The organism is Alteromonas sp. LOR (assembly GCF_000753865.1).
Taxonomy (GTDB): Bacteria; Pseudomonadota; Gammaproteobacteria; order Enterobacterales; family Alteromonadaceae; genus Alteromonas.
On the sequence record NZ_JQFW01000057.1, the window covers coordinates 14,190 to 27,222 of the forward strand.

The 13,033-nt window shown below is 45.0% G+C and carries 9 protein-coding genes; 8 read left to right on the forward strand and 1 reads right to left on the reverse strand.

Features of this window, described 5'->3' with window-relative positions:
• The first annotated feature begins 56 nt into the window (after positions 1-56).
• The 8 genes from JV36_RS0117130 to purF all read left to right on the forward strand — a co-directional run bounded on the left by JV36_RS0117130 (position 57) and on the right by purF (position 12,186).
• A complete protein-coding gene (locus JV36_RS0117130; protein ID WP_032096736.1) occupies positions 57-1,073 on the forward strand; it encodes an aspartate-semialdehyde dehydrogenase in 1,017 nt (338 codons plus the stop codon).
• Between the two features lie 550 nt (positions 1,074-1,623).
• Positions 1,624-5,943 carry a FimV/HubP family polar landmark protein gene (locus tag JV36_RS0117135; RefSeq protein ID WP_032096735.1) on the forward strand — a complete coding sequence of 1,440 codons (4,320 nt, stop codon included), beginning with the start codon at positions 1,624-1,626 and terminating at the stop codon, positions 5,941-5,943.
• A 114-nt stretch (positions 5,944-6,057) separates the two neighbouring features.
• Positions 6,058-6,849, forward strand: coding sequence for a tRNA pseudouridine(38-40) synthase TruA (gene truA, locus JV36_RS0117140; protein ID WP_032096734.1), 792 nt, complete (start codon positions 6,058-6,060; stop codon positions 6,847-6,849).
• Between the two features lie 309 nt (positions 6,850-7,158).
• On the forward strand, positions 7,159-8,004 hold the full coding sequence (accD, locus tag JV36_RS0117145) for an acetyl-CoA carboxylase, carboxyltransferase subunit beta (RefSeq protein ID WP_032096733.1): 846 nt from the start codon (positions 7,159-7,161) through the stop codon (positions 8,002-8,004).
• A complete protein-coding gene (gene folC, locus JV36_RS0117150) occupies positions 8,004-9,305 on the forward strand; it encodes a bifunctional tetrahydrofolate synthase/dihydrofolate synthase (protein ID WP_032096732.1) in 1,302 nt (433 codons plus the stop codon). Before accD ends, folC begins: the two co-directional genes overlap by 1 nt.
• A gap of 65 nt (positions 9,306-9,370) precedes the next feature.
• The gene (locus JV36_RS0117155) at positions 9,371-9,997 is read left to right on the forward strand and encodes an SPOR domain-containing protein (RefSeq protein ID WP_032096731.1); all 627 of its coding nucleotides are present in this window, start codon (positions 9,371-9,373) and stop codon (positions 9,995-9,997) included.
• 165 nt (positions 9,998-10,162) lie between these two features.
• Positions 10,163-10,651, forward strand: a complete 489-nt coding sequence (locus tag JV36_RS0117160) for a CvpA family protein (RefSeq protein ID WP_032096730.1) — start codon at positions 10,163-10,165, stop codon at positions 10,649-10,651.
• A 14-nt stretch (positions 10,652-10,665) separates the two neighbouring features.
• A complete protein-coding gene (gene purF, locus JV36_RS0117165; protein WP_032096729.1) occupies positions 10,666-12,186 on the forward strand; it encodes an amidophosphoribosyltransferase in 1,521 nt (506 codons plus the stop codon).
• A gap of 180 nt (positions 12,187-12,366) precedes the next feature.
• Here the strand turns inward: purF and JV36_RS0117170 are convergent, their stop codons facing one another.
• Entirely contained in the window at positions 12,367-12,966 is a 600-nt protein-coding gene (locus JV36_RS0117170) for a Yip1 family protein (RefSeq protein WP_032096728.1), read from the reverse strand.
• Between the last annotated feature and the right edge of the window lie 67 nt (positions 12,967-13,033).

The window sequence follows — 13,033 nt, forward strand, 5'->3', positions numbered from 1 at the left end:
TACCCCATTAGCTAAGCGCGTAGTGCGCTTACTAAAATTCAGGAGAAGAAAACATTATGTCGCAAGCGTTTGACGTTGCAGTTCTTGGCGCAACAGGTTTAGTTGGGCAAACGATGATTGAGTTATTGGAAGAGCGCGGCTTTCCCATAAACCGTTTATACCCTTTAGCTAGTAAACGCTCTGCAGGCAGCACAGTTTCATTTAAAGGCGAAGACATTGAAGTTGAAGATGCTGATGAGTTCGATTGGTCACGTGTTCAATTTGGATTTTTCTCTGCAGGTGGCAGTATCTCGGCTAAATTTGCGCCGCTAGCGGCCGAAGAAGGCTGTATTGTTATCGACAACACCTCAGAGTTTCGATACGACCCCGATATTCCATTAGTGGTTCCAGAGGTAAATGCTCACGCGCTCGCCGATTTTCGCAATCGCAATATCATTGCTAATCCTAACTGTTCCACTATTCAAATGATGGTGGCGTTAAAGCCTATTCAAGACGCAGTGGGCATTTCGCGCATTAACGTATGTACGTATCAATCGGTATCTGGCGCAGGTAAAGACGCTATGGAAGAGCTAGCAAAGCAAACGGCTGGTCTGCTGAATGCCCGTGAAGTAAAACCCGATGCCTTTAGTCGTCAAATAGCGTTTAACGCAATTCCTCAAATTGATGCATTTCAAGATAACGATTACACCAAAGAAGAAATGAAAATGGTGTGGGAAACTCAGAAAATAATGGGCGACAACAGCATTTTAGTGAACGCCACAGCAGTGCGTGTGCCTGTGTTTTATGGTCACGCTGAAGCTATTCATTTAGAGACCCATTCCCCCATTGATGCAGAGCAAGTTAAGCAGTTGCTTGCGGATGCACCAGGCGTAACCCTGTATGAAAGTGCAGAGCAGTTTCCAACTCAGGTAAGCAGTGCCAGCGGGAATGATATGGTGCATGTGGGCCGTGTAAGAAATGATATTACGCATCCTTGCGGCCTAAACCTTTGGGTAGTGTCGGATAATATTCGAAAAGGTGCTGCAACTAACAGTATTCAAATAGCAGAAACGCTCATTCGCGACTATATGTAACAGCACACTGCTATCACAAAAGCATCACAGTAGCATCACAGTACTGGAGTGGCCGCAAGGGCTAGATAAGGGTAAGCCCTAGATAGGTTGTTGTATCGGTAAGTAATTAATAAACATTTTTCACTACTTGCCGATATGACACTATGAGAAGTACACGGTACTCGTGATACAGGTTGTTTCAAACCAGCATGTGACAAGCGAGTGGTTTCGAACAATTAGGTTAGTAAAGGGCACTCAGCACGCATTTAGTGAAAATGGCGCTAAAACGGCACCGCTCACTAGATTGCCCTGGTTAACTGGTTTATAGTCTAAAGATTGGGCTTTTAAACTTGCGAAAATTAGTATTCAGTCAGACACTTAGCGAAGCCATTCGACTTTTTTTGTATTAGGCGGATGGTCAAGGCGATGTGTACATCGCTATTCACTATGAATGACGACACGAAATTGAAAATAAAAATAAAAGCCAGCACGTTTTATTTGGAATAAGCTGGCGCAAAAATCCATCAACCTAAAAGGGTGGTAAAGACGCTTGAGGGCATATAGGACTGCTATGAAATTGCATTTGACGGGCTTACTTTTACTTACATTTTGTTTGTTTGCCCCTATATCTTCAGTAAATGCGCAAGAAACAGCGACCTTATTGAAAGGACCAAAAGACGCTAGCGATCAATTCTCTGGTCTTGAGTACGGCCCCATCGACTCTAGCGATACGCTTTGGCGCATAGCCGAGCGCTACAGACAGAACAATAATCTTAGCGTGTATCAGGTTATGACAGCTATTTACGAGCTGAACCCCGATGCATTTGAAAACGGTAACCTCAACCTGCTAGTTAACGGCGCAACGCTTAAACTTCCCTCAGAGCGATACATTGCCCGCATCAGTAAAGAGCAAGCGCAATTGCGTGCCGAGCAGGACGAACGTGAATTTGCTGAAGCCCTTAATAAGCCAGGCAGCAGTATCAAAAATATCAAGCCGTCTTCACCGCTTGTTAATCAAAACGACCTTTCACAAACGCAAACCGACATCGAGAAAAAAATAACTCGATTAGATGCAGAGCAAACTCGACAGTTTGACGAATTGCGTATGCAGTTCGCAGCGTCACTCGACAATGTTCAAGAAATATTGAACGAAAATAGAAAGCTGTATGAGCGCGTTGATGCGGTAAATGGCGAGCTTGAATCGTTAAGAGGGCAAGTAGAGGGCGACGTAAAAGAACAGCTTGATATGCAAGTGGCGTTACAGCAACAGCTGCTTGATATGATGAAAGCGGAGCAGGCGCAAAGAGCTGCCGAAAAACAAGACTCCATTGTGAACAAGTTGATGAGCCCTATTAGCTTGCTAATAGGTACTGCGGTGCTGTCTTTGCTGTTAGTTGCAGGCCTTATTACATGGCTGCTCAAGCGCAACAGTAAGCCTGAAGATGCGCCAGCAGCGCCACCTAGTGCACTGAGCGACGATGATGATGTACCGGTTCCAGACAGCGATTTAGGCGACCTATCAAGCGCGCTAGCGCCCGATTTAGACAATAATAACGAACTCACTGACGACGACTTGTTTAACGATGACGACTTGCTCGATGACGTATTAACATCAGACCTTGAAGAAAGCTTAGACGATGAGCTTGAAAACTTTGCCGACCTCGAAGACGATCTGTTGGTACCAGATGATGATACAGACGACTTATTCGAAGCGGGTGATGATGAGCTCGACCAGAGCGAGTTAGACAGTTTATTCGACGACGATGATTTGTCTGACAAAGTGCTGAATGAGAATGAAACTGAAGGTTTAGACGGTATCGACTTATCTGAAGACGATGATCTGTTTGATGAAAGCAACGACAGTGATAACGACTCTGACGATCAAGAAGGTGCTGAAGCAGAAGAAGACACATCCGCTTCAGACGATGATTTTGATATTGATGATTTGTTAGACGATGTGCAAAGCCAAGACTCTTCAGATGAAGACTCATCAGAAGAAGTAGACCCTGACGATATATTAGACCAGTTCGGCGAAGACGACTCATCCGCGAACGAAGATGTGGATGTAGATGACATAGATGCGCTGCTTGAAAACAGTGGGGGCGATGCGTCACAAGATGATATTGACGATTTATTAGATAGTGCCACAGAAACGGCGTCACTACCTACTGTTGACGATGAAGACGAAAAGCCCGAAATCAGCATTGACGATCTGCTAGAAGAAAACGCGCCAGATACGGCACTGACTGACGAATTAGACAGCAAAGATGATCTTATTGATGAAGAAATGCTCGAGAAACTCGACGACGAGATACATCAACAAGACAAAGAAATAAACAAAATTACCGACGATTTACTCAATGAAATTGAGCAAATTGAAATGATGGGCGGCCTTGATGACGACGAAGACTTTGACGAAGACGAATTAGAAGAAGAGATCACTTCGGCAGCACCTTCGCCTCAATCAATACAAAACTTCGATTCCATCACTGATGGCCTCGATGAAATGTTAGATGATGAAATTGAAAGCGACGATATAGAAAACGCTGACGATTTCTCAGACCCCTTGTCAGATGAGCTAATCGCCGAGCTGCAAAGCGAAATGCTTGATGAGGATGAGTCTGCTGACGATGCTCCCGCAATTGAAGAACCAGTAGACGAGCAACCTGAAGATGCCGCTCAACAAGAAGACGACTTTAATGACTCTCTTTCCGACGACTTATTAGCTGAGCTAGAGGCAGAACTTGAGCCAGAAGCTGAAGAAGATATAGAAAGCGATGAGACTGATGAGGACGTTGAGGGCGAACAAGACTCTGCCAACCCAGACGATGAAGACGCGGCCTTTGAACAAGAAGTAAGCGATCCTTTAACTGATGAATTGCTTGCAGAATTGGAAAGCTCAGACTCTGATGATATTCAAGAGCCTTTAGCGGAAGAAGAGCCTTCAGTTGAGGAAGAGCCATCAGCGGAAGAGGAGCTTTTAGCTGAGGAAGACGCATCCTTTGATGAAACAGCAGAATCTGACGTTTTTGAAGAAGCTGGTGAAGAGCTTGCTCCTGAAGAAGATGAAGAATTAGATGCACCCGAAAATGTAAGTGAAGCATCAGTTCCGGAAGATGATGAAGAGCCTTCAGCGGAAGAAGAGCCTTCAGCGGAAGAAGAGCTTTCAGCTGAGGAAGAGCCTTCAGCGCAAGAGGAGCCTTCAGCAGAGGCAGCTCCAAACATCGAAGAAACTGCGGAACCTGAGGTCTCCGAAGAAGTCAGTGAAGAACTAGCTCTAGAGGAAGAAGATTCATCAGCTGAGGAAGACGCATTCTTTGATGAAACAGCAGAATCTGACGTTTTTGAAGAAGCTGGTGAAGAGCTTGCTCCTGAAGAGGACAAAGAATTAGATGCGCCCGAAGATGTAAGTGAAGCACTAGTTCCGGAAGATGATGAAGAGCCTTCAGTGGAAGAGGAGCCTTCAGCCGAAGAAAAAACCTCTGCGGAAGAAGACTCATCCAATGATGAAACAGCGGAACCTGATGCTTCCGAAGAAGCTAGTGAAGAACTAGCTCCTCAGGAAGATGAAGAGCTAGATCTAGAGGAAGAAGAGCTTTCAGCTGAGGTAGACGCATCCTTTGATGAAACTGCAGAATCTGACGTTTTTGAAGAAGCTGGTGAAGAGCTTGCTCCTGAAGAAGATAAAGAATTAGATGCGCCGGAAGATGTCAGTGAAGCACTAGTTCCGGAAGATGATGAAGAGCCTTCAGCTAAACAAGAACCTTCAGCAGACCCATTAGATGATGCGTTAAACGACTTCGAAAAAGACATGATGGATGATATTCCGTCGTTTGGAGACGCCGAGCCTGATTCAACAGAGCCTGATTCGACCGAGAGTGAATCTGCTGAACCTGAGGCACCTGAATCCGATTCGTCAGAAGAGCAGGACGAAAATGACTATGACGATAGCATCCTCGATGATGCATTCGATGACGTAGACGCTTTTTCGCTAGAGCAAGAAATTGACGGCGAAGAGCCAAACAAAAACAAAGCGCCTGAACTTCAGCAAAAAACTGAACAACAAGAGCAAGTAAGCGACTCGGCTGACTCAGAAAAAAGTGACGACGATATTAACGAGCTGGGCGATGTACCAGGTCTTGATGATTGGCTGTCTGGTGAGAGTGATGACGATATTGAAGATGAAGAGATTTTCGATGAGTTAGATAGTGCCGAGTTTGACGAGTTACTTGAAAGCTTAGAGGCAGATACACCAGCAGATTCAAATACTGTTCAAAGCAACGATGAATCTACCGGTGAGCCGGAAGAATCAATGGATTCGCCAGAAGAAGACGATACCTTCGAGCTAGGTGATGACGCATTTGAACTAGACGATGATGACAGCGAGCTGGATGACCTATCATTGCCTGATATTGATGTCGATGATGTTGACGGAAATGATAGCTCGGAAGAGGCGCAGGAAGCTTCTTCGCAAGAGGAGCTTGAGCAGGAAAATAACGAAGAGCTAAAGTTAGATAATCCAGACCTTGATTTAGAAGCCTTACTTAATGATGTGCCTTCCGTTGAGATGGGTGGCGATAGTAACGGCGCTGAAGACTTCTTAGATGTAGAGGCGCTAATGGATGACGGCGATGATACAACGTTTAACGATCCAGATAGTCAGCCTCTCGATTTAGATGTGAGTCTGTCCGACTTTACAGGCGTTAACGATACAGACTCCGTTATCGATATTGATAAAGATGCGGGACAAAATGCGAACCTAGATTTAGCGCGTGCGTATCTTGAAATGGAAGATGTAGATGCTGCAAAGGAGCTTCTCGAAGAAGTCATGCGTGAGGGAAGTGAAGAGCAAAAGCAGGAAGCTGATACTATTTTGAAGACCATCGACTAATCCGACTATTTGTATGTTACGTGCCATCTCATGTGCCATCTTATCTACCACATATTGCATGTTAAGTGCCATATGACTAAACTTGGCGGCTTTTAGTTAAGAGGTAGCAGAATCATGGGGCGAATTGCCTTAGGGATTGAATACGACGGTGCTTCTGTTTTTGGTTGGCAACGCCAGCGAGAAGTGCCCAGTGTTCAAGAGTATCTTGAAAAAGCGTTATCAAAAGTGGCTAATCAGCCAATTCAAGTTCAGTGTGCAGGTAGAACCGATGCCGGTGTGCACGCCACAGGGCAGGTGGTTCATTTCGACTGCGATGTCCCTCGCGCTGAACGAGCCTGGACTCTTGGTGTTAACGCCAACTTGCCAGACTCTATTGCCGTAACTTGGGCACAAGATGTCGATGATAATTTTCATGCGCGCTTCTCAGCTACCCATCGCCGCTACCGATACATTATTCACAACAGTAAAATGCGACCCGCAATTCTGAATCACGGTGTCACTCATGTTCACAAGCCCTTAGATGCTGCGAAAATGCATGATGCTGCTCAAGCGTTACTCGGCGAGCATGACTTTACTTCTTTCAGAGCCTCTCTTTGCCAAAGCAAAACCCCTTTTAGAAACGTGACGAACGTGAGCGTTTATCGACAGGGGCGCTATGTTGTTATTGATATTAAAGCCAATGCATTTCTACATCATATGGTGCGCAACATAACGGGTTCGCTGGTTGAAATTGGCGCGGGAGAGCATCCCATAGAATGGATTACGGAATTACTGGCGCTAAAAGACAGAAGCAAGGCGGCATCTACGGCGAAGCCGAACGGTCTCTATCTTGTTGATGTGACTTATCCCGATGAATACGGGCTTCCTAAAGGGCCGCTTGGTCCATTATTCTTACCGGAAAGCTAATTGCTAAAAATTAGTGCTGAAACTTAGGCTCAAAGCCTAAGCCCAAATTTAGCGTTATAATGTCATACAGTAAACTAACTTCTTAAACACAGCTATCACACAATCAAAACTGGTCCGAGCTAACTTCTTAGACCAGTTTTGTTTTTTCCATTTCGTTGTATTGTGGTCTAATAGCGCGCTATATTAGATAGCTGCTTTTTCAGGTTACGCATTTTTTCTTGTAACGTTGTCAAAGACATAAATTAATGTATTGCTGGTACTCAAGATTAAAAACAAATACCGGCAGTCAAAACAAAGGATTCAATTTCCATGAGCTGGATTCAAAAAATACTTCCACGCACACAAACTTCAACAAAGGGCAATGTACCTGAGGGAATTTGGACAAAGTGTGGCTCTTGTCAGGCAGTATTGTACAAAACTGAATTAGAAAAATTACTAGAAGTCTGCCCTAAGTGCGACCACCATATGCGTATAACCGCCCGCCGTCGTATTGATGCGTTTTTAGACGAGGGCGATCGCGTAGAGCTTGGTGCCCAGCACGAGCCTCAAGACTTATTAAAATTTAAAGACTCTAAGCGTTATAAAGATCGTATTGCCGCGGCGCAAAAGTCGACCAATGAAAAAGACGCGCTAGTGGTTATGCAGGGAAAAGTGAAAGGCATGCCTGTTGTGGTGGCGTGTTTTGAATTTGCCTTTATGGGCGGCTCAATGGCCTCAGTAGTAGGTGCGCGCTTTGTTGCTGCAGTAAATGCATGCCTGGAAAACAATACGCCGCTTATTTGTTTTTCTGCCAGTGGCGGCGCGCGAATGCAAGAAGCCCTCATGTCGTTAATGCAAATGGCGAAAACCTCCGCTGCACTGGCCAAAATGAGCAAGAAAGGTTTGCCATATATATCAGTACTTACTGACCCAACAATGGGCGGTGTGTCTGCAAGTTTAGCAATGCTAGGTGACATTAACGTTGCTGAGCCTAAAGCCTTAATTGGTTTTGCGGGTCCTCGCGTTATTGAACAAACCGTTCGTGAAAAACTTCCTGAAGGGTTTCAGCGCAGTGAATTTCTCGTGGAAAAAGGCGCAATCGATATGATTGTTGACCGCAGAGATATGCGTGATAAATTACACGGCTTGTTGACCAAGTTGCATTACAAAAATTAGTGAATAACGAAAACAATAAAAACATCGGCTCAGAGCAAACGCCATCTGGTGATAAAAAAAGCCTGGGCCAATGGCTATCCTACCTAGAATCAATTCATCCTAGCGCCATTGATATGGGGTTAGAAAGAGTGAAGGACGTGGCAAAAACCATGTCGCTTAATCTCAGTGAATCACTTGTCATTACTGTTGCCGGTACCAATGGCAAGGGCACAACATGCCGCCTTCTTGAACAGTCGTTGCTGTCGCAAGGAAAAACGGTAGCAGTGTACAGTTCTCCCCACCTTATTGATTATTGCGAGCGCGTTCGTATTAATGGTGAACTTGCTCAACAGCAAACCTTTGTTGAGGCGTTTGAATTTATAGAAAATGCAAGGGGCGACATAACGCTCACTTACTTCGAGTTTAGCACCCTTGCCGCCATGAAAATGATGCAAGACTGGCAGGTGGATATCGCCATATTAGAAGTAGGCTTGGGTGGAAGGCTAGACGCCACAAATATTATCGACCCCGATTTAGCTGTGATTACCACCATCGACCTCGACCACCAAGATTGGCTTGGCAATACGCGTGAAAAAATAGCCCGAGAGAAGGCCGGCATAATGCGGTTAAACGGCAATGCAGTTATCGGGGATTTGTTCCCACCGTCAACATTGTATGACGTTGTCGATGAGTTACAGGTGAACGCTCGCTGGGCAACAAAAGATTTCACCGCTGCTGTAGAAGCTGATCATAGTGAATGGCAGTGGAAAGGGGAAAAGCATACTTTTGCAAAGCTTCCTTACCCAAATATTCCGCTTCAAAATGCCAGCACAGCATTAGCGGCCCTGGAAATGCTTGGTTTATTACCCGATGAAGCCGCGTTGAATACCGTTATGCGCAACACAACCATGCCGGGGCGACAGCAACAAATAAGCGAGCAACCTCTTGTGGTTGTAGACGTGGCGCATAACCCTCAAGCCACTGCGTCAATGCAAGAGTGGCTATCTCGGTATAAGGTCGATAAGTATCGCGTTGTGGTAGGCATGTTGAAAGACAAATCAATCGCTGAAACGCTAGCACCCTTATCGTCACTCAATGCTTCTTGGTACGTTGCAAGTACCCAAGGTTTTAGGGGCTGTGAAGCGCAGGTTCTTGAAAATGCCCTTGTGAATGCCGGCACAACCATAGAGAATATAGCCACATACGACAATGTTACCTTAGCTTATGAAAGTGCACTTGCAGATTATCAGGCAAATGAGCTTATTTTAGTGTTTGGATCATTTGTTACCGTGGCAGACGTGCTTGTAAAGCAAAGCCAATAAATCGCGATTTCGCCCTTTCAATTTTTAAAAGGGAACGGGCGCAGTCATTCAAGCAGGAGACAGCAGTGACATCGGCATTAAAGAATAGATTGGTAGGAACCATTATCATAGTGGCTCTTGCCGTTATTTTCTTACCTGACTTTCTCGATGGCAAAAAACAGACGAACCGAGAGCCTTTCGTTTCAGTGCCTGCAAATCCACCGATAAAGCCAATAGTAGAGCCTGAGCCGTTTCCTTCTGAGCGCGTTGCACGAGCCGCCGTGCCAGAAGTAGAAGTTGAAGAAGCCGAAGCGCTTGACGATGTATACGAGTCTCAAGAGAAGGGCGAGTTGCAGGCAAGCGAATTGCAAGCAAGCGATGACACGCAAACGACTTCAACTTCTCCTAAGCCCAAAGATGAGCTTGCCAGCCAAACCGTAATAGAAGCTAGCAATGATCTTGCCGAAGAAGATGCAGGGTGGGTCATTCAGCTGGGAAGCTTCAGACACGAAAAAAATGTAAAAAGCTTACTGGCGAAGCTTGAACGCGCTGGTTATCGAGCGTTTAGCCGTAAAATCCAAACCAGCTCAGGGTTACTGAACAAAGTTTTTGTCGGTCCAGATTTAGACAAACAAAAGCTTGAATCGGCACTGCCGCATTTAAAGGAACTCACTAAGCTTAAAGGCAAGGTCACGACCTTCAAAGTAGAATAACCTGAAAAATTAAAGGCGCGTTTTTATACTAATGGAGGAGCTAATTTGTTACAGACTGTTTACTACAGACTAGTAATATTTTTGGCTTCTGTTAGAATGCGCGCCATCTCGCCAACGGCAGTTTGTCTAGCATAGGTTAGGCAACATCAACGCAATAAAGAGACAATGAACTGGGTTGACTTCTCCATATTGGGTATCATTGCGGTATCGACCTTAATAAGCCTTATCAGAGGGTTTGTTAAAGAGGCCATTTCGCTTGTGGTGTGGTTTTCTGCACTCTTCATTTCCAGTAATTTTTATGCCGACCTTGCCATTTACTTTACTGCCATAGACGATCCTTACATTAAAAATGGCGCAGCTATTGCGGCATTATTTGTCTCTACACTTATACTAGGTGGCATGGTTAACTATGTGTTTAGCCAGCTAGTTCAAGCCACAGGCTTATCAGGCACCGACCGTGCACTAGGCATTGTTTTTGGCGCATTGCGCGGTGTTCTCATTGTTAGCGCTTTACTCTTTTTTATGGATACCTTTACTGGTGCTGCAACCGCATTGTGGTGGCAGGCGTCAGTACTAATTCCTGAGTTTGGTGTCATTATTGAGTGGTTTTTCACGTATGTGAAAGGCTCATCCAGTTTCTTAAATCCCGTTTAAAATAGGTAACGCACATGTGTGGTATTGTCGGAATAGTTGGTAAAACCCCCGTAGCTCAGTCTCTTTATGACGGTTTGACGGTTATTCAGCACCGCGGGCAGGATGCTGCAGGTATAATGACTATCGATCAGAATATGTTTAACTTGCGCAAGGCCAATGGTTTGGTGCGAGACGTTTTCCACACCCGCCATATGAAGCGTTTAACGGGCAATATGGGGATTGGGCATGTTAGATACCCAACAGCGGGAACATCAAGTTCAGCAGAGGCACAGCCGTTCTATGTTAACTCACCGTTTGGTATAGCCTTTGCTCACAACGGTAACTTAACCAATGCCCACGATCTTCAGCAGGAAGTATTCCGCATTGCCCGTCGCCATATCAACACTACATCCGACTCTGAATTACTGCTTAATATCTTAGCCCACGAGTTACAACAAGTTGCTGGCTTAAGCGTAAGTGCCGAGCACATTTTTGAAGTGGTCACAAAGGTACATAAGAAAATTCGCGGTGCCTATGCGGTGGTTGCGGCCATCATTGGCCAGGGTATTGTTGCTTTTCGCGACCCTCACGGCATTCGCCCGCTTGCTTTAGGTAAGCGAATGACAGAAGTGGGTGAAGAGTGGATGGTTGCCTCTGAAAGTGTCGCTATTGATGCAGTAGGCTTTCAGTTTGTTCGCGATGTCTCGCCAGGTGAAGCTGTATTTATCACCGAAGAAGGCCAGTTGCATACTCGTCAGTGTGCGGAAAACCCAATTACCTCTCCCTGTATTTTTGAGTTTGTATATTTTGCGCGCCCCGACAGCTTTATCGATGGCATCTCAGTGTATGCATCACGTGTGAATATGGGTAGAAAGCTCGGTGAAAAGATTAAGCGTGAATGGTCTGATTTGGATATTGACGTGGTAATTCCTATTCCTGAAACGTCTATGGATGTAGCGCTACAAATCGCTACTACCCTTGATTTACCGTATCGACAAGGCTTTGTGAAAAACCGCTACATTGGTCGCACCTTCATTATGCCGGGCCAGACGCTACGTAAAAAGTCGGTTCGCCGAAAGCTAAATGCGATTTCGTCTGAGTTTAAAGGTAAGAGTGTACTGCTAGTTGATGACTCTATCGTTCGCGGCACGACATCAGGCCAGATTATCGAAATGGCAAGAGAGTCGGGAGCCAAAAAGGTTTACTTCGCTTCAGCAGCACCTGAAATACGTTTTCCAAATGTGTATGGCATAGATATGCCATCAGCTAATGAGCTCATTGCCTATGGTCGTGAGATTGATCAAATAGCAGACTTAATCCAGGCAGATGGTCTTATCTTCCAAGACATTTCAGACCTAGTAGAAGCAGTTCGTGAAGAAAACGAAAGTATTCAGCGTTTTGAAACGTCAGTGTTTGACGGAAACTATATTACTGCAGACATAGACCAAGAATATTTAGAGCGAATTGATATGTCTCGTGGTGAAAAATCGAACCAAGCGCCGACCATGCAGGCTGAGCTCAGCAATTTAGATGTTCATAACATGGATTCTAACTAGTTGATGCACTTACGCGTACTTGCGTGAATGCTGTTTTGAACACTATTGTGCTTACTATTGCTAAGGTCACTGTGCAGAGATGACACTTTGGAAAAGAAACCATTAAAAATGCCGCTTTTAAAGCGGCATTTTTGTGTTTATTACTAATACGATAACGTCAAACCCGTTAACATCACCACGTTAGTGAATAAAAACAGGCCCACCTGATAATCCCCACACTAACACCGAGCCAGTCATTAATATTACTAACAACACAAGGCCGCAGGTGACCACCGAGCTAGAATAAATAAAGCCTTTGTCTTCATGCATATGCATAAGAATGGGAACACCAGAGTAAAGCAAATAAACCGAGTAGCTAATGCCCACTAACAGTGCCGTCATCACCACCCATAATTCAGGGTAAAGACCAGCTAAGCCCACCATAAATAGGGGAGTGGCTGTGTAGGCGGCAAGCTCAAGTGATTGTGTATAGGTAGGAGTGCTATCAAACGCTTTTGCAAGCTCATGAATTAAAAGCGCAAGTGCAACCACTCCAGCTATTAAACCGAAGTACATGCCTATACCCATCATAATAGCGCTGTTTTCGCTAAGTCTTATAACGTCGCCTGCACCAATACTCCAGCCTGTATGGGCGCTAGAATAATAAGCAACAACAGAAGGAATAAGTGCAATAAATGCAATATGGGTAAGCGCGTAGAAATAGTTTTCGTGTTTAGTATCAATTGTCTGCCACTCTTCTCTTGGATGAGTGTAGATACCGATGAGGTGATTTAAAATCATAGTCCCTGCCTTCTTAACAACGTTATTATTATAAAACGAACGAGTGTATTGTTTTGGCAGTGAGGTT

Excerpts from the sequence above, each read along its gene's own strand:
- JV36_RS0117130 (WP_032096736.1), top strand. The coding sequence starts at position 57 with ATGTCGCAAGCGTTTGACGTTGCAGTTCTTGGCGCAACAGGTTTAGTT.
- JV36_RS0117135 (WP_032096735.1), top strand. The coding sequence starts at position 1,624 with ATGAAATTGCATTTGACGGGCTTACTTTTACTTACATTTTGTTTGTTT.
- truA (WP_032096734.1), top strand. The coding sequence starts at position 6,058 with ATGGGGCGAATTGCCTTAGGGATTGAATACGACGGTGCTTCTGTTTTT.
- accD (WP_032096733.1), top strand. The coding sequence starts at position 7,159 with ATGAGCTGGATTCAAAAAATACTTCCACGCACACAAACTTCAACAAAG.
- JV36_RS0117160 (WP_032096730.1), top strand. The coding sequence starts at position 10,163 with ATGAACTGGGTTGACTTCTCCATATTGGGTATCATTGCGGTATCGACC.
- purF (WP_032096729.1), top strand. The coding sequence starts at position 10,666 with ATGTGTGGTATTGTCGGAATAGTTGGTAAAACCCCCGTAGCTCAGTCT.
- JV36_RS0117170 (WP_032096728.1), bottom strand. The coding sequence starts at position 12,966 with ATGATTTTAAATCACCTCATCGGTATCTACACTCATCCAAGAGAAGAG.